We start from the raw sequence: 20261 nt of genomic DNA on the forward strand, positions 1-20261 counted from the left end.
GCCGCAGTCGACGCATTCCGTGTTTTTTCGAATGCATTTCTCGATCCACGGTCCAGAATTGCACGCGGGGACCCGTTTCTTACGAAACTGATACTCTTTGATACAATTAGATACAGGATCGGAAACAATCATTCTTGAAATTGACATACGACAATATGATAAGATCCCATCTTGTGTTCGGTGTCTCTCCAATGGATAAAATAATGAAGCACGTTTTTAGCCTTCTGGTTGCAATTCTTCTCATTTTTGGCGTTTATCTCTATCAGTTCGGAATTCCCTTTGGATTGGGCGGTCTGTTATCAGGCGACCCACCGCAGTCCCAGACAACACGGGGAGCATCTGCACCAGATGGTGCAGGTGGAGGACCTGGAGGTGGAAGCTTTGGCCGTCGGGGTGCTTCGATGGCAACCTATGTCACGCTGACAGATGTTGTTTTCACGCCTTATGAAGACACCTTCAGCTCGATCGGTACCGGAGTGGCCAAGCAAAGTGTCTCACTGGTCTCGGAAGTCTCCGGTCAGATCAAGGCGGTTCATGTCGAGGGTACACCACTAGTCGGGAAGGATGACATCCTTATAGAGCTGGACAGCACCAGTGAGCGGATCAATGTGGAGATCGCCGAAGCGAACCTCTCTCAGGCCAAGGACACCCTGGAACGCTATAGCACGCTTCAAACACGCAACAGCGGCGCGGTCACCGCATCCAACATGAAGGAAGCAGAATCAGCGGTTGCCGTGGCACAGGGACAACTGGCCCTTGCACAGAATGAGCTTGAAGACAGGACCATCACGTCCCCCATCAATGGCAAGCTTGGCCTGTCGGAATGGGAAGTGGGCGATTTCATTTCCAATGGCACAACGATTGTTGAAATCAACAATACAGAGACAATTCTCGTCACGTTCGAGTTGCCGGAACGCGCCATTTATCTGCTCGAGCCGGGGAGAGAGGTCTATGTCACGACGCCGGCGATCAACGGCAAGATATTCAACGGCAAGATCATTGCTTTTGACAGCACCATTGACGAGACGACACGCACGGTAACAGTCAAGGCGGAGATCGACAACAAGGATGGGCGCCTCTGGCCCGGCATGACGTTCGAGGTTCTTTTGCGTCAGAAAACCGAACCTCTGGCCTCTGTACCGGCCATGTCTCTCACCTGGACCCGCGACGGAACCCAGATCTGGATCGCCGAAAAGGGCAAGGTCCGCGCGGTTCCTGTCATTTTCCGATATCGTCAGGATGACACCATATGGATTGAAGGGGACTTGAAGGAAGGCATGAAAGTGGTCGTGGAAGGGGTGCAGAAACTTCGCCCCGGAGCCCCCATCACCTCAAGCGGTTCTGAGCAGCAGGACGCTCGCACGGATGGCGGAACAGGCAAACCTTCAAAGGCAAATGAAAATGCCGCTGGTGCGGAGGCAACCAAATGAGCAACAAACATGTTGATGGCATGACACGCATTTTCGTGGCGCGCCCCATTCTGGCCTTTGTGATCAACCTGCTCATCATCATCGCCGGAGCCGCAGCGCTCAACGGTGTTGAAGTGCGCGAGATGCCCGACATTGACAAGCCTGCCCTCTCGGTTCGCGCAAGCTATGACGGAGCCTCAGCGGATGTCGTTGACAGGGAAGTCACATCGGTGCTCGAAGACGCCTTCGGTGCGCTTGATGGTGTCAAGGGCATCTCCTCGACCTCAAGCTATGGCAGCAGCCGGATCACGCTTGATCTGAACAGTGACGTGGATGTCGATATCGCAGCCAATGAAGCGCGTGAAATCGTATCACAGACCATACGACAGCTTCCCGATGACATGGATGATCCAACCATCAGGAAAAGCGATGCGGATGCCGAACCGATCATTCGTCTGGCCCTTTCCGGCAACAAGAGTCTTGCCGAACTGACAGCCTATGCCGAAGGGATCATCACCGACAGGCTATCTCTTGTCGAAGGCATTGCCGAAATCACAGTGACCGGCGCCAAGGCCAATGAGTTCCGCATCAGCGTGAACATGCCCACGCTGCTGGCTCGCGGTCTCACGCTTGATGACCTCAGCTCAACGCTCACAACCTTGCGCAATGACTACTCGCTCGGCTCCATCGAAAGCGACACCAACACGACCACTCTTCGGTCTGTCAATCCGGTGGTCACGGCAGATCTGATCGACCACCTGCGCATCAACGACACGACCTATGTCTCTGACATTGCAGATGTCCAGTTCACCGGCGAAGACACCAGCCAGGCGGCGCGTGTCAATGGCCGCCCTTCCATAGGGATCGATATCGTTCGCCAGTCGGTCGGCAACACCCTGACCATTTCGCAGGATGTTCGTGCGGCCGTGGCAGAACTCAAGAACCAGTTGCCTGACGATGTCGCCCTGACCATCACGACCGATGACGGCATTTTCATTGAAGGATCGATCACGGAAGTCACCAAGTCCATCCTTCTGGCTGTCGCAATCGTGATTGTCGTCATCTTCCTGTTTCTGCGTTCATGGCGGGCAACAATCATTCCGGCCATCGCCATCCCTGTTGCCCTTATCGGTACATTGGCCGCCATCTGGCTGGTCGGCTTTTCGGTCAACACCATCAGCCTGCTGGCTCTGGTGCTGGCGACCGGCATGGTCGTGGACGATGCCATCGTTGTGGTCGAGAATATCGTCCGACGTCGGCACGATGGCGAGGGAGCACGCTTCGCAGCGGTTGCTGGGACGAATGAGGTCTTTTTCGCGGTGATCTCGACCACGGCCACTCTTGCTGCCGTTTTCATCCCGATTTCCTTCCTGCCGGGCCAGGCTGGCGGCGTCTTCTCCGAATTCGGCTTCGTGCTTGCCTTTTGTGTGACGCTGTCATCGGTTGTCGCGCTGACCATGGCCCCCATGCTTGCCTCTCTGCTTGATCCGGGCAAGCCATCGAAAAAGATGCTGGCCAATGCGCAAACAGAGGAAGAGCACAAGGACGGTTTGGTCACGCGCGCTTTTCTTTATGTCATCGACAAGGCTATTCGACTGCCATTGCTGACAATCGGCATTGCCACCGCTTTCGCAGTTTTTGCCGTTGGCGCATCACAGACGCTGACCAGCACCCTGACACCGCCCGAGGATCGCGGCATGTTCTTCATGCTTGTCTCAGGGCCTGTCGGGGGCACCAATGATTATATGAGCGAGCAGGTCGCCGAGGTGGAAACTGCCCTTACTCCCTTTATTGAAAGTGGTGAGGTCACGTCTATTCTCAGCCTGATCGGACGTGGCGGGGGAACACGCGCTTTCGTGATCGTGCGGCTTGCGGACTGGCTCGATCGCGATCGTGATCAGCAGGAGATCATCACGGATCTCAACAGGAGTCTCGACAAGATCGCGGGCGTTCGCGTCATGGCACGCTCGTCAAACTCGCTTGGCATTCGAGGGGGCGGATCCGGGCTCAGTTTTGCCGTGACGGGGAACGACTATCCCAAGCTCGTTGAAGGGGCAGACAAGCTGATTGCGGCCATGGAAGGCGATCCGTTGTTCGTCAATCCGCAGCTCAGCTCTGACTCCACCGCACTCCAGATCAATGTGAATATTGACCGGGACCGTGCATTGGAACTGGGCATTACACCAGACACGATTGCCGACACCATTTCGGCAGTCACGCAAGGACTGACGCCAACCTCCGTTTTCATCAATGGCGAAGAAGTGGACTTGACGGTGACGCCGGATGGCGGCTGGCCAGTCAATGACGCCAATGACCTTGAGCGTCTGTTTGCACGCACGAGTCAGGGCAATATCATTCCACTTTCCTCGGTCGCAAGCTTCATTCAGGAACTCAACCAGTCTTCCTATGCCCGCGAGGGAGGATCGCTGGCCGTTTCCATTCGCGCCAACCTGGCAACGGGGGTCAATCTTGGTGAGTCTGTCACGCGAATGCGTGAGCTTGCACAGCAGGTTCTGCCTGCGGGAACGAGCATCACGCTGCTTGGCGAGGCTGCCGAACTTGACTCAAGCCGCTTCGGAACAATCCTGATTTTCGGTATAGCCGCCTTGATCGTGTTTCTGGTGCTTGCCGCTCAGTTCGAGAGCTTCGTCTCGGCTGTCATCATCATGATCACTGTTCCCTTTGGCCTTGCTGCGGCGATGCTGGCCATCACCATTACCGGCGGAACGCTCAACTATTACAGCCAGATCGGGCTCGTCATGCTCATTGGCGTGATGGCCAAGAACGGGATCCTGATCGTGGAATTCGCCAATCAGCTGCGCGAACGCGGGCTTGATGTCGACCGGGCCATCAGGGACGCGGTACGCTTGCGCCTGCGTCCGGTGATGATGACGATGGTCTCGACCGTATTTGGTGGCCTTCCTCTCATCCTCACATCCGGTGCCGGGGCAGAAGCGCGTATTGCCGTGGGCTGGGTCGTTGTTGGTGGACTTGGATTCGCCACCGTCTTCACCCTGTTCCTCATCCCCGTACTCTATCGATGGATTGCACCATTCGGCGGGGAGCCGGGTGCGGCGGGCCACAAGCTGGAGCAGGAAGTGGCCGAAGCAGCAAAATCCTGATGCAGCGGCAGGCCAAATAGTCGCTCGCGAAGGCAAACCAAAAAGGCGATGTCACTCCGGACATCGCCTTTTTGGTGTTACGGGCCTCGGATCTTTCCTATTGATCGATCGAAGACAGAATGAGTTCGACCAAAGCCTTGCCAGCGGTTGCCAGTTCGCCAGAATTGTCTAGATGAACCGTCTCATCTCCGAAAAGCTCTTCCCTTGCAAGGCTCTTTGTCCGCGCAAGCCTTTTCTCGATTTCTTCTGCCGTTTCCCGCCCACGACTGGCAAGACGACTTGCCAGGATATGCGGTTCGACAGTGAGATTGATGACCTTGAAATTGGAGAAACGATCCTTGAGGACAGGGATCGTCTTGCGCGAGCCGTTGGCGATGGCAACCCCGCCCTTCTCCAGATGATCCAGCATGGAAACAGGCAAGCCATAACGCAGGCCATGAGCCCCCCACGAGATCACGAAGTCGCCGGCCATCTCGGCTTTTTGGAATGCAGCAAGGCTCATGCTCTGATGATCTTCGTTCGGGTCGTCCTTTTCACGCGTGATACAGCGACGGACAAACAGGACGCGCGGGTCATCCTTGAGACATTCCCTGGCGTAATCGAGCAGACTGTCCTTGCCTGAACCACTTGGTCCGACCATGAGGATCAAGGGACCCAACCCGCCTTGTTTCTGCTTCTCTTGGCTGCGATCATACATTCGATTGCTCCGATGCCCCGTCGCTGCGGGTGTCTGTCTGTTTGCGTCATGCGACCCGCATACCGTTGCGCCAGACCTGTCTGATGACCGGTGTTCGGCGCGACTTCTTGACATGCACCAGATCGGCGCGCTTGCCGATTTCAATCGATCCTCGATCCTCAAGGCCAACCGCACGAGCCGGGGTGTCGGAAATCATCCGAACCGCTTCGGGCAGAGAAATCGCTTCGTCTTCATGGGCAAGCCGGAAAACCGCCTGACCCAACGAATATGGAATGTAATCGGAAGAAAGAATATCCAGCACGCCCATCTCGACCAGATCCTTGGCGGCGATATTGCCCGAATGGGATCCGCCCCGCACGATATTGGGTGCGCCCATCAGAACCGCAAGCCCGGCCTGATGGGAAGCCCTGGCGGCCTCAAAGGTGGTCGGGAACTCGGCCACATGTACGTCGTGACGGACACTTTCCTCGACATGCTCAACCGTTGCATCGTCGTGCGAGGCGAGGATGACACCTCGCTCACGGCAGATATTGGCGATTTCGGTACGGAACCTGTCCGAATTGCGTTCAGAGGCCGCTGTTCTGCGCACGCACATTTCCTTGAAATCGGCGTCCGACATTTTCAGCTTGCCCTTATAGTAGACTGCATATTGATCGATATTGACAAACTGGCGCTGCCCCGGAGCGTGGTCCATCACCGAGACCAGCTTGACCAGATCATATTGATCGAACTTGTGAAAGGCATCCAGACAGTCATCGGCAGAGACCTCACACCGCAAATGGATAAAGTGATCGGCGCGCAAGGTCCCCTCTTCCACTCCGCGATGAAACGCATCGGCCATTGTCTTCATGTCGTCATAGCTCAAGTCTGCATCATGATCGATCCCGACACGCAAGGCATCAAAGACGGTCGTGATCCCGGAGGACGCGATCTGGGCATCGTGAGACAGCACGGCAGCCATCGCGTTCCAGCGCACTTTGGGGCGCGGCGCATAATGGCCTTCGACATGGTCGGTATGGAGTTCGACAAAACCGGGCAACAGGAAGTCGCCCTCGAAATCTTCGGCGGATTTGTCGAGCACGGATGACAATGCCCCTTCCGAGACATCATCGATCACGCCATCCTTGACGTGGACATGGCCGTTTATCATCTCGTCCTTGAGGACGATCTGCGCATTTTTCAAAATCAGTTCGTTTTTCATAACGGACATTTTCCCGTCTCTTAACTCTTTGGCTCAAGCCATTTCGTGGCCTGCAAATTGACGCCCGACAGGTCGGTGAACGCTGCCAAGGCCAAAAAGGCCCAGCGGCACGATTACGACCAGCCAAGGGGTGGAACACGGGTGAAGTTTCACCTTCTATTCCTGGCTGTTCATGGTGACAGGCCAACAGGGCCTTACTCTCAACCAATCGGGAATTGTGCCCGTACAAGGAATGGAGCACCACGCTCCTCTTCCTGATACAGGGACAGGGCCGAGACCTCTCTTGCCTGAGAAAGACAGGGCTCGAAATAGCGTTGCAAAGCCAGTTTGAATGGCTCGGTCAGATGATCCGGAATCGGATTGGTCAATGTCATGTGAAACCGGAAATCATCAAAAATATAGGGGTAAGCCCAAGTCAGGAGATTCTCGCGCTGACGCTCCGTCAGCCTTTCCGGATTGCGCCGGGCGATGTCTGCTTCGCTCAGGGGTGCTCTGAAACTGTCGAAGTCACGCACGAGATTGCTTGCGAGCTGTTTCAGGGCTTCGGATGGCTCGCTGGGCCTTAACGCAAAGAAGGCACCCAGCTGTCCCACCTCGAATGTTGGCAGCATGAACGGTGTCAGTGACTTGCAATAGCTTTCAAGTGCCTCCTCGAGATCTTCGACAATGTGCCCCTCTGCCAATTCGAACGGAGCCTTCAGGGTTCCATGAAAGCCGTAGCGTCGGGCTGATGCTGTCAAAGCGTCGAACTCTTCCCGTTCGATCCCCTCAACCATCGACGGGCGCTCGAGACTTTCACCGGAAAAGACATCACGTCCCAACCAATGGGCCGCTGCCTTGTTGAGCGGGTCCTTCTGGAGCGGGGCGTAAAAGATGGCGTAGCGGGGCACTTCACTTGTTCCTTTGAGGCATTCGCTGCACATCTGACTGGCCGGGCCCTCTAGCCCTTGGTCAGTTTGGAGCGCAACTTGTTGGATATCGTATCAAAAACATAAACCACGAGCAGGATCAGGATCACCATGTAAAACACGTTTTCCCAGTCCTGATTGGTCCGCATGGCTTCCCAGAGCTTCAGCCCGATACCGCCCGCACCGACAGCGCCGATGATGGTGGCGGACCGGGTGTTGGATTCCCAGAAATAAAGCGATTGGGACAGGAAGACCGGCAGGATCTGCGGCACGACGCCATAACGCTGGACAAGAACGGGGCTCGCTCCCAGCGACTTGACGCCTTCGCGCTGCTTGTCATCAATATTTTCCAGCGTTTCGGAGTTGAGCTTGCCCAAGGTCCCGGTATCGGTGAAGAAGATGGCCGAAATCCCGGCCAATGGCCCCGGACCGAACGCGCGGGTGAAAAAGAGAGCCCAGATCAACATGTCCACTGATCGCAGGAAGTCAAAGAAGCGCTTCAGGAAATGGTTGAGGAAATGATTGGGTGTGATGTTCCGCGCTGCGAGGAATGAAAGCGGGAAGGCAATCATTGAAGCAAAGAGCGTACCGACAAAGGCCATCACGATGGTCTGAAGCAGCTTGATCCAGACATCCCCGTGTTGCCACTCGCCATTATTGAGGAAATTATCGATAGCCAGCATGACGTTCGACCGCTTGGGATCAATGCGCTCACCGGAAAAGATCATGTTCATGACCTCGCCTGCGCTTTTGTTCCAGAAGGGTGAATTGGTATCGAAAATGAAATTCTCCCAGCCAAGAAAACGGTGATAGACCTTGACCTTGTAGTCCTGCACTTCGACGCGACCATCAAAACCGAAGCGAGCGACGACTTTTTCATTCTCGTATTTCTGCCGTGCCCAGCCTGGCAATTCACCTTGCGGCAAAACGGCCTCATCGCGCTTGATCTTGATAACAAGACGCTCGTCACCCTTGCTCAGGATGACCTCGCCGGGAACAACCTCGACCCGGCCAGCACCGATGGTGACGATGGCCTTTGTGGTGACATTCTTGATTTCCGCTTTTGCCTCAATGGTCTTGTTTTCCTGCGCAACAATAGCGGGATTATTTGCAGTCGGCGCATCGGGAACCATGAAGCCGATGGATGGCTTTGACGGTGTGGCAGGATTGTCTGCAGTGGGTGCATCCGGAGCCATGAAGCTGAAGGTTGGGGTTGTCACTTCGGCCTGTTTCAGGTCTTCGGCATCAGGCAGAATTTCCTTGTCTTCTCTGGTCTGCTCGATCCACTCAGGGTCGGGATTGTTGCCAAGAGCAGAGAAGCGTGGAAATTCCACACTCAGATAGTCTTTCTCGAACTTGATGTCCGGGCGCGCTTCGTAGGAGATCCAGTCGGCAAGATAGGCGCTCGCGATTTCCCAGTTGGCATTGGACAAGACCTGTCCGACATGCAGGAAGCTGGCGCCGAAATAGGCATAGACAACAATGCCCAGCGCGATAATCCAGCCGCGAAAGCGCTTCCAGAGGCTTGGGCGGAAGACATCGGGGTAGCGGGCATAAACCGACTGGAGGTCTGTGGCAGAAACTGAAGTCATGGATCCCTCTCCCCTTACATACTGGCGCCGAAGGCAAAGGCTTGATTGCCGACGATTTTCTTGCGCAACCACGCAGAAAACTGGTCAATTGCGATGATGGTGCAGAAGAGCAGGAGAACGATGGCCAGCGTCTTGGCTTCGTGTCCGCGTGAAATGGAAAGTCGCAGCGCTTCACCAATCCCGCCGCCGCCAACGGCACCGATGATGGTGGAGGCGCGAACATTGATTTCCAGACGGAGGAGACCATACGACAGAAAGTTTGGCAGAACCTGAGGCACGATACCGAACCATACCCGCTCAACGCGATTGGCCCCGACGGCCTGCAATCCCTCATCGGCCTTCATGTCGGCATTCTCGACCACTTCGAAGAACATCTTGCCAAGAGAGCCGATGGTGTGGATCGTCACCGCGATCATGGCAGGTACGGCACCAATGGTGAGAACCGCAACGAAGAAACCGGCAATCACGATCTCGGGAAAGGCGCGCAGGATTTCGAGAATACGGCGCACAATGAAACGCATCCAACGGCTCGTCGTAACGTTGGTTGCCGCAAGGAAGCAGAGGATGAAGCCGGCGCCAAAACCGATCAGGGTCGAGAAGATCGCGATGTTGATCGTCTCCAGCATTTTGTAGACATACTCGGGCATGTAGAGTGCCCCAATCAGGTAGACGCGCCCGTCCGGATAATTGAATTTCAGGCTGCCATCGGCATAAGGCGTGTTAAGGTCGAACAGAGCGCGCCAAATCTCCCAGCCATCGCGCGGCACCATGTCACCGAAGAAATCAAAGAAATAGGGAAGCCGGTCGAAGAACTTTCCTGCATTGGTCTCGTTGGCAAACCAGAGCGAAGCAATCAGCGAAACCGCCAGAATGGAGATCGATAGCAGCGTATAGAAACGCCGCTTGCGAGCGAGTTCCTGCCAATGGCGCTCGATCGTCGCGCGGCCTTCAGACAGGCTTGATAGGTCATTCAGTTGCGTCATCTTTTCACCATGGCGTCCTGGTTGTTTCATTCGGCTGAGGCTCGCGAACAGGAAGTTCGACTTGTCATGGAAATGGGCATTCTGCCTTGGAAAAAGCCAAAAACCGGGCTTTCTCGATGGTCCTGAGATCACGGCGACCAAACTGCCCGCTTCAATGACAAGGTCTTGTCTGGCATTGGCCTCGCCTCTCAGAGCCAACAATGCCAAAGAGAAGATGACCCGGAAGTCATTCCGGATCATCTGTGCTCATGCAAGTTCAATCACACCCGAACAAATCGGATGCGGCAAACCTTAAGAACCGATTTTTGCTTTACGAGCAGCGATGATGGCTTTGTAGAAGCCAGCATCCACTTCGACGAAGCCTTTGTAGCTGCCGCCCTGAATAGCAGCAAAGCATGCTGGATCAGCTTCTGGCATTTCCATCATGAATTTTTTGAATTTGGCTTTGACTTCCGGGTCCAGGGTAGAACGGACAACAACAGGGCCGTTCGGGATCAGAGGGGAAACCCAAAGAGGAACCAGGTCGTTCATGTCGAGGATGCCTTTGTCAACCATTTTGCGCAGGTTGCCAGAGGTGTAACCGTCTTCGAATTTGCCAACGCCGGAAGCCCAGGTGGTACCTGCGTCGAAGGTGCCTTTGACAACTTCGAGAACGAGGTTTTCGTGGCCGCCGCCAAAGCCGGTGGAACCGAAGAATTCTTCAACAGGAGCGCCAACAGCTTCTGGCAGGGTAACGCTTGGTACCAGGAAGCCAGAGGTGGAGTCAGGATCAGCAAAACCGAGTTTTTTGCCTTTCATGTCAGCCACTTCGTGCATGCCGGAGTCTTTGCGAGCAACCATGACAGAATGGTAGCCGGTGGAACCGTCGGTCTGAACAGTGGTCAGGATTGGCTCAACAGCGTCAGGGTTGGTCAGGTAGGTTTTTGCATAACCGGAAGCGCCCAGCTCAGCATAGTCAAGAGTACCGCCAAGAAGGCCCTGGATGGTGCCGTCATAGTCAGCGGAAGGGAACAGAGAAACTTTTTCAACACCCAGAGCAGCGGGAAGTTTTTCAACCATGCACTGGAAGTTACGCAGACGGTCAGCTTCGTTTTCACCACCGAGGATGCCGATGCGGAATTCTTTTTCAGCTGCAAAAGAAGGGGCGGCAGCGCCAGCCACCAGTGCAGCAACAGAAACAGCTGCAAGAACAATTTTCTTGAACATTTTCATGTCTCCTGATGTCAACCGGCCCGTTGCCGGCATCATTCATTTTCGAGTATTGATTTAGGTTTTCGTAATTGGCCTTTTACGCTGGCGAAGCGATCTCTGTAGCGGCCACAGGTGATGCTGCGGCTTCTGTCGGCTTTGAAGATTCCTTGATAGACGTGGAGGTAATGGCCTCGGAAATTTCGGTATCATTGCTCGAGCCATAAATCATCCTGACGGCTTCGCTCGTCAGTTCCGACGCAGGACCATCGAACACCACTCTGCCGTGATACATGCCGATGATGCGTTCACAATAGGCCCGTGCCGTGTCAAGCGTGTGAAGGTTGGTCACCACGGTGATGCCATCCCGCTCGTTGATGTCCTTGAGGCTATCCATCACGATCTTGGCATTGAGCGGGTCGAGCGATGCAATGGGCTCGTCCGCCAGAATGACCTTGGGGCTCTGCATCAGAGCGCGCGCAATTGCCACGCGCTGCTGCTGACCACCGGACAAGGTCCCTGCTCTTTGCAATGCGGTCTGTTCGATGCCCAGCCGCTCAAGAGCCATCAGCGCATGAGCGCGCTCGTCGTGAGAAAAGATGTTGAACAGGTTCAGCAGTGTGTTGCGATGGTTGAGACGACCAAGCAGGACGTTGGTCAACACATCAAGACGCGGAACGAGGTTGAATTGCTGGAAGATCATCGCGCAGTCACGCTGCCATTCGCGCAGCTCACTGCCCTTGATGGCAGAGACCTGCTTGTCGCCAAAGGTGATTGATCCATCCGACGGATCAATCAGACGGTTGATCATGCGAAGCAAGGTCGATTTACCGGCCCCTGAGCGCCCGATCACGCCAACCATTTGCCCTTGAGGAATAGAGACCGTGACTGATTCCACCGCAGTATTGGCGCCAAAGCGGCGGGTCACATTCTTCAATTCCAGCATTTGCGTCTCCTTAACAATCCCGAGCCCCAAAAGGCACCGGGCCAGCCATTCAAAAAGCGATCATATCTGGCGATGATCTACCCGCCTTTTGTGACACGTTCTTGTCTTGAAGATTGCAGTTCGATGACAAACACAAATTTCATGATACTCAGTTACATATTTTAGAAGCTTGTCACAAAACGGCGCTACACCATTGGCATTATTACTATTTATAAGTTTCGACAAATTTCTCGACGGGCAGATTCCTGAAGTCTTCGAGCGCTTCTCTGAGGGCTTCATGGGACCAGTCCCACCAGGCGATGGCCTTCAATTCCATAGCTATTTCCTTTGGAAAACGCTCTTTTATAGGTTCGGCAGGCACACCACCGAAGACCATATAATCAGGCACATCGTGAGAGACGACAGCCCCGGCCCCGACGATGGCACCATCGCCTATGCTCACGCCGGGAAGGATCGTTGCGCCATGGCCGATCCAGACATCATTGCCAATGGTCACGGAATGATCCCGCCGCCAGTCGATGAAGTCTTCTTCCTGCTCACAATCGTCGAAATAGGTATTGGCGCGATAGGTAAAGTGGTGCTGGGTCGCACGCCATTGCGGATGGTTGGGCGCATTGATCCTGACGGACTGGGCGATATTGGCGAACTTGCCGATCGTCGACGACCAGATATTGCCGTCCCGTTCGATATAGGAATAGTCCCCCATGACACTGTCAATGATGAGCGTGCGGTCGCCCACATCGGTGTAGCGTCCCAGCTTCGAATTCTGAACGGTTGCATTGGGGTGAATGGTCGGCTCCAGACCGAGGCGCTTCACGATTGTCTTTTCTTTCATTGCTCTCTTCCGAATTGCTGCTGCCGGGCATGAGTGCGGATTGTTCCGGCTCAAGCCTGATCTTGCTATTGATAGTCCGCGATCACGCTTTGAGATATTGGGGAATTTGTCCGGTCCGCATGCTGGGCAAAGCGTGAGACGTCGATGATGACGTCGCCAATCTCGCTTCTCACATCGGCATCATGGAAAATGCCGAGCAAGGCGACACCCTGTTGTTTCTTTTCTCGGATAAGACCGATCACCACTTCGCGGTTTGCCGCGTCAAGCGAGGCAGTCGGCTCGTCAAGCAGCAATACGGGATGATTGGTCAGAAAGCCGCGAGCGATATTGACCCGTTGCTGCTCGCCACCGGAGAAAGTCGCCGGGGGAAGTTGCCAAAGTTTTTCAGGCAAGTTGAGGCGTGCGAGCATGGCCCCGGCCTTGTTGCGAGCGATCTCAATATCCTCGCCTTGTTCGACGAGAGCTTCGGCGGCAACATCAATGGCCGGCACACGAGGCATGGCACGCAGGAACTGGCTGACATAGCCGATGGTTTCCCGCCGGACAGCTATGGTGGTGCGTGGGTCTGCGGTGACGATATCAATCATCCGATCCCGATAGCTGACGAGGATCTGACCGGTGTTGGCGGCATAGTTGCCATAGATCATTTTCAGGATTGAACTTTTCCCCACCCCGGACGGCCCACCCAGAACTGCGCATTCGCCAGCCTTGAGCGTGAAATTGACGCCGGAGACAACCGGAATGGTGATCGAGCCCCTCAGATGCATTGTGAAGCTTTTGGTCACGTCGCTGACAATCAATGGATTTGTCTGCATGACAGAAGAAACGGGTTTGTTCATCGAAAGCCCCTAGACCTGTAAAATGGATGATATCAGCAGTTGGGTATATGGTGCCTGCGGATCGTCGAGAACCCGGTCAGTGAGACCCGTCTCGATCACCCTGCCCTCTTTCATCACCACCATGCGATGAGAGAGCAGACGGGCAACCGCCAGATCATGGGTCACGATGATGGCAGCCAAACCCAACTCGGCAACAAGCCCACGCAGCAAATCCAGAAGCCGCGCCTGAACGGAGACATCGAGACCTCCGGTCGGCTCGTCCATGAAGATCAGCCTTGGGCCGGTCACAAGGTTGCGTGCGATTTGCAGGCGTTGGCGCATGCCACCGGAAAAGGCCCTCGGCTGATCGTCGATGCGATCCTTGTCGATTTCCACCTGCTCCAGCCAATCAGAGGCCGTTTGGCGAATGTCGCCATAGTGGCGTTTGCCAATGGCCATCAGCCTTTCGCCGACATTGGCACCGGCCGAAACGGACATGCGCAAGCCATCGGCGGGGTTTTGATGCACAAAGCCCCAGTCGGTGCGCATGAGAAAACGTTTCTCTGCTTCGGTGAGGCGAAACACTTCGCGCATGGAACCATCGCGCATGCGATAGTTGACCATGCCGGAGGTCGGCGTCAGGCGGGTTGATATGCAATTGAGCAAGGTAGTCTTGCCCGAGCCGGATTCACCAACGATGGCCAATACTTCACCGGGCCAGAGATCGAAGCTGATCTCTTCGCAACCGATGCGGCGGCCGTAATATTTGGAAACGGAACGCACCTGCAACAGCGGTTGCTCTTCAAGGTCCATCTGCCGGTGTGGCACTAGCGTTGCGTCTCTCAAACAATCTGCATCCTGATTGATGGTCATCTGTCCGTGCCTTCCCGTTGCTGTTCTGCGGTATCCTCGTCCAGAATATCGGGTGACAAGGCTCCCCGGTGCCCATTGGCTCTGCGGTCCTCGCAATAGTTACTGTCCGAGCAGACAAACATGTGCCCGCCAGCGTCATCGAGGATGACTTCATCGAGATAGACGCCCGTGCCTCCGCACAAGGCACAAGGCTCCTTGAATGTCTGGACTTCAAAGGGATAGTCCTCGAAATCAAGGCTTACCACCTCTGTGTGGGGCGGAATGGCATAGATGCGCATTTCACGGCCCGCTCCGTATAGCTGCAAGGCTTCGCTCATATGCATTTTCGGATTGTCAAATTTCGGGGTTGGCGAGGGATCCATGATATAGCGCCCCTTCACCTTGACCGGATAGGCATAGTTTGTGGCGATGTGCCCCTTCTGGGCGATATCTTCGTAAAGCTTGACATGCATGAGGCCATAGTCTTCCACGGCATGCATTTTCCGGGTCTCGGTTTCCCGTGGCTCGAGAAAGCGCAAGGGCTCAGGGATGGGAACCTGAAAGACGATGATCTGTCCCTCTTCAAGCTTTGTCTCAGGAATACGGTGGCGGGTCTGGATAATGCTCGCCTTTGTCGTGTCCGTCGTGGTTTCTACCTCGGCCATCTTGGCAAAGAAGGCTCTGATAGACACGGCATTGGTTGTGTCGTCCGCACCCTGATCAATGACCTTCAGAATGTCGTCGGGACCGATGATGGATGCAGTGACCTGCACGCCTCCAGTCCCCCAGCCATAGGGCATGGGCATTTCGCGGCTGGCAAAGGGCACCTGATAGCCGGGGATCGCAATCCCTTTCAAAATGGCACGACGGATCATCCGCTTTGTCTGCTCATCGAGATAGGCGAAGTTATAACGCGCGATGTTGTCTGTTGCAGACATGTCATCACAAAGCGCTGTCGTCATGGTCATTGGGCTGCCTCCTGGTCGCCGTCGTCATCAACCGCGGCAAATCTTTCATTGAATTCGGCCTGCATCTTGCGCACCAGACCAAGCTCTGCCTGGAAGTCGACATAGTGCGGCAGCTTGAGATGCTCGACGAAACCTGTTGCCTGAACATTGTCCGAGTGGGAAATGACGAATTCCTCATCCTGCGCAGGCGCATAGATGTCCTCGTCCAGCTCACGTGCACGCAAGGCACGATCACACAGAGCCATGGACATGGCCTTGCGCTCTGACTGACCGAACACCAGCCCGTAGCCTCGGGTGAATTTGGGCGATGAAGATTTCGAGCCCTTGAACTTGTTGACCATCTGGCATTCGCTAACCTGAATGCGGCCGATGGAAACGGCAAAGCCCAATTCCGGCATATCGACCTCGACCTCAACCTCACCGATACGGATTTCACCGGCAAAGGGATGGCTGGTGCCGAAACCGCGCTGGGTGGAATAGCCCATGGACAAGAGAAAACCTTCGTCCCCGCGTGACAGGGCTTGCAAGCGCAAGTCTCTGCTCATCGGGAATTGCCTCGGCTTGCGGGTCAAGTCTCCGGGCTCAGGCCATTCGCCATTGTCTTCGGGCGGTTGACTGTCTGCTTCGATCAGCCCTTCTCCGGCGATCAGATCAGACACGCGGGGCATGGCTTCATCTGCCATCTCTCCGCCGATATCGGCTTCAGAGGCTTCAGGTACCTGTTCATCGCTTGCCAGGGACGGATCGAGCAAACGGTGGGTGTAATCGAAGGTCGGCCCCAAAATCTGGCCGCCGGGCAGATCCTTGAAAGTGGCAGAGATGCGGCGTTCGATTTTCATCTTTGCCGTATCAACGGGTTTGGAATAGCCCAATCGTGGCAAGGTGGTGCGATAGGCCCGCAGCAGGAAAATCGCCTCGATCATGTCGCCCCGTGCTTGCTTGATGGCAAGAGAGGCCAATTCACGATCATAAAGCGCACCCTCACTCATGACACGATCCACGGCCAGCGCCAATTGCTCGGTGATCTGATCGAGCGTTATCGAAGGAAGAGAACGATCACCGCGGCGACGATCTGCAAGCAACTCGTGGGCGGCCTTGATGGCGGCTTCCCCGCCTTTCACAGCTACATACATGTCAAAGCTCCTGATGCTTTTTGGTCCGGCTCACATCTTGCACGGAAATCCGGGTAGTCCTTGGCAGGCAGGCCAATGCATCCGGCGCAGAGAAAATGACGTCGACACCGCGTGGAAACAGGTCATTGTTGCTCGCCCACAAAGGCAGGAAGCTCTGTATGATCGGCTCGACAGAAAAGGGCTGGCTGTCCTTGATGCCGGGGCCCTCAAGCTGCCATAGAGGCTTGTTACCGAGCGCGTCGACCTGAATGATCAGGGTTGTCGAGCGATCGGGATATTCGAGCAACCCTTTGGCAAAGATATCGAGTGAAGGAACGGCCTTCCCGCTTGAAATAACGGCAAAGCTCGCTTCCGAGCTTTCGCTTGCCAATGGAGCACCAAGATGGAAGCCGAGCCAGTCCTTGACGGCTTTGCTTTCCGACAGGGAGGCATCCAGCCACAAGGGCGTGTCCGCATCGGCAAGGGTTGCCAGAATGGCAGCGGTTATCGGGGTCAGTGGCTGTGGTGGACGGGCATCGCTTGCCAGTGCAATGACCTTGCCCGGTCTTGCCATGGCATCCATGATTGCCCGGAAAATCGTCTGGGCCTGCAAAACCGGATTTCCGAGACCTCCATGCATGACATCCAGATCGATATCAGCAACAGGAACATTGAGATTTGCATCGCTCATCAATCGTCACCTCGAACCATTGTGAAGAAGTTGACACGGGTTGCCAGAGTCTGGGCCGCCTTTGCCTGATCGCACTCGGATGCCTTCGCTTTCAGGGGTGAGAGAATTTTCTCGTCAACTGCCTCTGCCATGTCAGGATCTGTTGCCAGGGCATCAATGACAGCTGCAAGCTTGGCCTTGGTCTGATCGCGACCAAGCATGATGGCATGACCCACCAAGCCATTTTCCATGCGAACGGTTGCGCGTGTCACAGTCGCCTCACCAAAGTTGAACGGGGCACCGCCCCCTCCAATCTGTCCCCGCAGGGCAATCAGACCGGTTTCCGGTCCGCGTAAAACTTCGCAGCGAGGATTGATGTCGAGCGCTTGCCACAATGCTGCCAGCTCCTTTGCCGAAGCATGAGCAAGTATTGCCATGCGCTCCTGTCGCATTTGCTGCGCCGGGGACAAGGGGGAGGATGCCTCTCCTGCGCTCTGTCGGGACATGCCTGCCCCTTGCTCATTTTCGCTATTCATATCCTGGTTCTACCCTTTAGGATCTTCCGATTTCCACATCCGCCGACCAGCCCAAACATGCTTTTCGTCTTCGTCTCCAAAGCCCAAATGATCAATCGGGATTGTCATAAGCGACCAAAGTGTCCGGACGGCTTCGGGGGGCTCCCCTTCTGGTGCGCACAGACCGGCAAAATTGCGGCTGCCGGGCTCCGGTAAAGACGAGGCGTGATTGACGTTTCTTATTTGTCTAGTTATATAGACAACTGTACTGGTATGGAATTAGTCAATTTTGATGACATTGATATGACAAGTTGCGCTTTTTCTGATGCTCGCTAAATTATGACTTGCCAGAAACGACACTTTCGGATCATTGAACCGAAAGGCAATCGGATCATCCGCGAACGGAGAAACAGGCTATGGCTTCGGAGATAATGCTGCGTGGCGTTGGACGGCGAACAGGTATCGCCCTGTGGCGTCAAATTGCCGATGCGATACGGGCGGGCATTTCCTCCGGACTGGGAGACGAGACAGGCAAATTGCCGTCTGAGACCGAACTGGCCGAACAGTTTGGCGTGAACAGGCACACGGTTCGATCTGCCATATCGGCTCTGGTCAATGAGGGAATATTGCGGGCAGAACAGGGGCGCGGCACCTTTGTCATCAGTCCCAGCCGCCTCACCTATCCGATTACCCGACGCACCCGCTTTTCCGCCAGTCTCGCCGAACAGGGACAAAGAGGGGTTTCCCGGCTTATCAGTCACGATATCATCGAGGCGCACCGTGATGTGGCCACGTCGCTAGACCTTGAAGAAGGCGTACCGGTTTTGCAAATCAACTCGGTGGGCACAAGTGATGATACCCCGGTAAGCCGCACGACCGCCTGGTTTGACCATGCCCGTTTTCCCGACCTGCTCAGCCATCTGAAAACCACCAACTCGGTCACCAAAGCTTTTGCGGCATCCGGTCTAGACGATTATGTCCGCCAGTCCACCTTGATCGAAGCCTATCATGCAACCCTTGACGACATCGAGATCATGGGCCTTTCCCCCGGTTCGATTGTGCTGGTCACTCACGCGGTCAACGCGGATCTTGATGGAAGGCCCGTTGAATATTCAAAAACACGCTTCTCCGCAGACCGGGTCAACTTGCAAATCGAACTGGGATCAAACGCAGCGGAAGACTAAGGATCAGACAGGGTACAGTCCTTGCCGGTAGCAGGACAGCACTTGCCTTGATGTCGCTCCTTGCTTGTGAGGCAAGTGTGAGTTGAGCGCGGCCTACTTCTGAAGTTTTGTGACTTGAAACGTTTCAGGCGATCAAAAAGGCGGGATGGGCCCAGACATCGCCATTTGCCATAGTATAGTCATAGCTGTTGAACATACCAGACAATCCCGGTGCCCTACTCGACAGCGCCGGAAAGACGTGAGCAGGGTTCCCTCAAGCCCAATCATTTTCAGGAGAACACCTTGATGTTATTGACAAGTCCAGATTTTAAAGACGGCGATCCCCTACCCTCAAAATCCGTTTCGAAACGCCTTGGCGGCGAAGATCTTTGCCCGATATTGCGATGGTCTGGCGTTCCCGCGGACGCCAAGAGCCTTGCGCTCACATGCTATGATCCGGATGCGCCCACGGGCTCCGGCTTCTGGCACATGATCATTACCAATATTCCGGTTTCCGAATCGGGAGAGATTTCCTGCCAGACACTGCCGGAGAGTGCAAAAAGCGCTCTCAATGATGCCGGCACGGAAAGCTATATAGGCGCTTGTCCACCGGCAGACGATCCTGCACATCGCTACATCTTTACCCTGCATGCGTTGTCGCTGGAAGAAATCGAGCCTTCCGGAATTACCGGTGCCTATGTTCGGTTCAACATCATGCGCAACCAGATCGCGTCTGCGAGCATCACGGGCCATTTCAAGAATAATGGCTAACAGCATTTACCAAGACCCACTACTCTGGTAAATCTTGTTCCTTCGGGCCGGACTACACAGTCCGGCCCTCTGCTTATCCGTTTCCAAACAGGTTCAAGGGTTGGATAGAATGAAACGCGTCAATCCGCTTAAACTCAACAAGCTTCAATTGCGGACTCTGGTCCTGACACAAATCATCGCACGCACCCAGCCAGATGACGCATGGGATGCAGATGGCTCGGTGACCATCCTGCGGCTTCCCCATGCACATGGAGATCATCTGCATGTTGGCGAATTTGTGGTCAATATGGCCGATGCATCCGGCTTCAACAATCGTGCGGTATGGACAGCACTCGCCCGCAAGGGCCTTGTCAGGGACAAGGATGTACCACCGATTGTCCTCACCCGAGACGGGCTTGAGTACGACACCGGGCTGGACCATCATTTCCTTACAAAATCAGACCATTAGGCGCGGTTGATCGTCGCTTGTACAGATGTAGCTATGGACACTCACATGGCTTCATTGGAGACT

The 20261-nt window shown here is 55.0% G+C and carries 19 protein-coding genes; 5 read left to right on the forward strand and 14 right to left on the reverse strand.

The genetic code is table 11. From position 1 onward, the window contains the following. Positions 1-203 precede the first annotated feature (203 nt). On the forward strand, positions 204-1430 hold the full coding sequence (locus tag ACHZB8_RS08325) for an efflux RND transporter periplasmic adaptor subunit (RefSeq protein ID WP_316859787.1): 1227 nt from the start codon (positions 204-206) through the stop codon (positions 1428-1430). Next, positions 1427-4531 (forward strand): efflux RND transporter permease subunit, encoded by a 3105-nt coding sequence (locus tag ACHZB8_RS08330; protein ID WP_316859788.1) that lies wholly within the window; start codon positions 1427-1429, stop codon positions 4529-4531. The genes ACHZB8_RS08325 and ACHZB8_RS08330 overlap by 4 nt, the downstream gene beginning before the upstream one ends. 97 nt (positions 4532-4628) lie before the next feature. On the opposite strand, the gene phnN is transcribed toward ACHZB8_RS08330, so the two are convergent. The 14 genes from phnN to phnG all read right to left on the reverse strand — a co-directional run bounded on the left by phnN (position 4629) and on the right by phnG (position 17807). After that, positions 4629-5228 carry a phosphonate metabolism protein/1,5-bisphosphokinase (PRPP-forming) PhnN gene (gene phnN, locus ACHZB8_RS08335; RefSeq protein ID WP_316859789.1) on the reverse strand — a complete coding sequence of 200 codons (600 nt, stop codon included), beginning with the start codon at positions 5226-5228 and terminating at the stop codon, positions 4629-4631. A gap of 46 nt (positions 5229-5274) precedes the next feature. Beyond that, the gene (locus tag ACHZB8_RS08340) at positions 5275-6429 is read right to left on the reverse strand and encodes an alpha-D-ribose 1-methylphosphonate 5-triphosphate diphosphatase (protein WP_316859857.1); all 1155 of its coding nucleotides are present in this window, start codon (positions 6427-6429) and stop codon (positions 5275-5277) included. Between the two features lie 200 nt (positions 6430-6629). After that, positions 6630-7319, reverse strand: coding sequence for a DUF1045 domain-containing protein (locus ACHZB8_RS08345; protein WP_316859790.1), 690 nt, complete (start codon positions 7317-7319; stop codon positions 6630-6632). 50 nt (positions 7320-7369) lie between these two features. Then, on the reverse strand, positions 7370-8929 hold the full coding sequence (phnE, locus tag ACHZB8_RS08350; protein ID WP_316859791.1) for a phosphonate ABC transporter, permease protein PhnE: 1560 nt from the start codon (positions 8927-8929) through the stop codon (positions 7370-7372). Between the two features lie 14 nt (positions 8930-8943). Beyond that, positions 8944-9912: a phosphonate ABC transporter, permease protein PhnE gene (phnE, locus tag ACHZB8_RS08355; protein ID WP_316859858.1), complete on the reverse strand. Its 969-nt coding sequence runs from the start codon at positions 9910-9912 to the stop codon at positions 8944-8946. A gap of 291 nt (positions 9913-10203) precedes the next feature. Continuing rightward, positions 10204-11118 carry a phosphonate ABC transporter substrate-binding protein gene (gene phnD / locus ACHZB8_RS08360; RefSeq protein WP_316859792.1) on the reverse strand — a complete coding sequence of 305 codons (915 nt, stop codon included), beginning with the start codon at positions 11116-11118 and terminating at the stop codon, positions 10204-10206. Between the two features lie 82 nt (positions 11119-11200). Beyond that, positions 11201-12046 carry a phosphonate ABC transporter ATP-binding protein gene (gene phnC, locus ACHZB8_RS08365; RefSeq protein WP_316859793.1) on the reverse strand — a complete coding sequence of 282 codons (846 nt, stop codon included), beginning with the start codon at positions 12044-12046 and terminating at the stop codon, positions 11201-11203. Positions 12047-12251: 205 nt separating this feature from the next. Next, entirely contained in the window at positions 12252-12866 is a 615-nt protein-coding gene (locus ACHZB8_RS08370) for a DapH/DapD/GlmU-related protein (RefSeq protein ID WP_316859859.1), read from the reverse strand. A gap of 80 nt (positions 12867-12946) precedes the next feature. Continuing rightward, complete coding sequence (gene phnL, locus ACHZB8_RS08375) at positions 12947-13720, reverse strand: phosphonate C-P lyase system protein PhnL (RefSeq protein WP_316859794.1); 774 nt, start codon at positions 13718-13720, stop codon at positions 12947-12949. 9 nt (positions 13721-13729) lie between these two features. Next, complete coding sequence (gene phnK / locus ACHZB8_RS08380) at positions 13730-14512, reverse strand: phosphonate C-P lyase system protein PhnK (RefSeq protein ID WP_316859860.1); 783 nt, start codon at positions 14510-14512, stop codon at positions 13730-13732. A 56-nt stretch (positions 14513-14568) separates the two neighbouring features. Further along, positions 14569-15513, reverse strand: a complete 945-nt coding sequence (locus ACHZB8_RS08385) for an alpha-D-ribose 1-methylphosphonate 5-phosphate C-P-lyase PhnJ (RefSeq protein ID WP_394706150.1) — start codon at positions 15511-15513, stop codon at positions 14569-14571. A 2-nt stretch (positions 15514-15515) separates the two neighbouring features. Continuing rightward, entirely contained in the window at positions 15516-16652 is a 1137-nt protein-coding gene (locus tag ACHZB8_RS08390) for a carbon-phosphorus lyase complex subunit PhnI (RefSeq protein ID WP_316859795.1), read from the reverse strand. A gap of 1 nt (position 16653) precedes the next feature. Further along, positions 16654-17322, reverse strand: coding sequence for a phosphonate C-P lyase system protein PhnH (gene phnH / locus ACHZB8_RS08395; protein ID WP_316859796.1), 669 nt, complete (start codon positions 17320-17322; stop codon positions 16654-16656). After that, complete coding sequence (gene phnG / locus ACHZB8_RS08400) at positions 17322-17807, reverse strand: phosphonate C-P lyase system protein PhnG (RefSeq protein WP_394706151.1); 486 nt, start codon at positions 17805-17807, stop codon at positions 17322-17324. Before phnG ends, phnH begins: the two co-directional genes overlap by 1 nt. A gap of 425 nt (positions 17808-18232) precedes the next feature. Here phnG and phnF point away from each other — a divergent pair, with 425 nt between their 5' ends. The 3 genes from phnF (at position 18233) to ACHZB8_RS08415 (ending at position 20198) form a co-directional block, all read left to right on the forward strand. Continuing rightward, positions 18233-19000, forward strand: a complete 768-nt coding sequence (phnF, locus tag ACHZB8_RS08405; protein WP_316859798.1) for a phosphonate metabolism transcriptional regulator PhnF — start codon at positions 18233-18235, stop codon at positions 18998-19000. Positions 19001-19285: 285 nt separating this feature from the next. Then, complete coding sequence (locus tag ACHZB8_RS08410; RefSeq protein ID WP_316859799.1) at positions 19286-19750, forward strand: YbhB/YbcL family Raf kinase inhibitor-like protein; 465 nt, start codon at positions 19286-19288, stop codon at positions 19748-19750. Between the two features lie 109 nt (positions 19751-19859). Then, positions 19860-20198: a hypothetical protein gene (locus ACHZB8_RS08415; RefSeq protein ID WP_316859800.1), complete on the forward strand. Its 339-nt coding sequence runs from the start codon at positions 19860-19862 to the stop codon at positions 20196-20198. The last annotated feature ends 63 nt before the right edge of the window (positions 20199-20261 follow it).

It is taken from the genome of uncultured Cohaesibacter sp., from assembly GCF_963556055.3.
Taxonomy (GTDB): domain Bacteria; phylum Pseudomonadota; class Alphaproteobacteria; order Rhizobiales; family Cohaesibacteraceae; genus Cohaesibacter.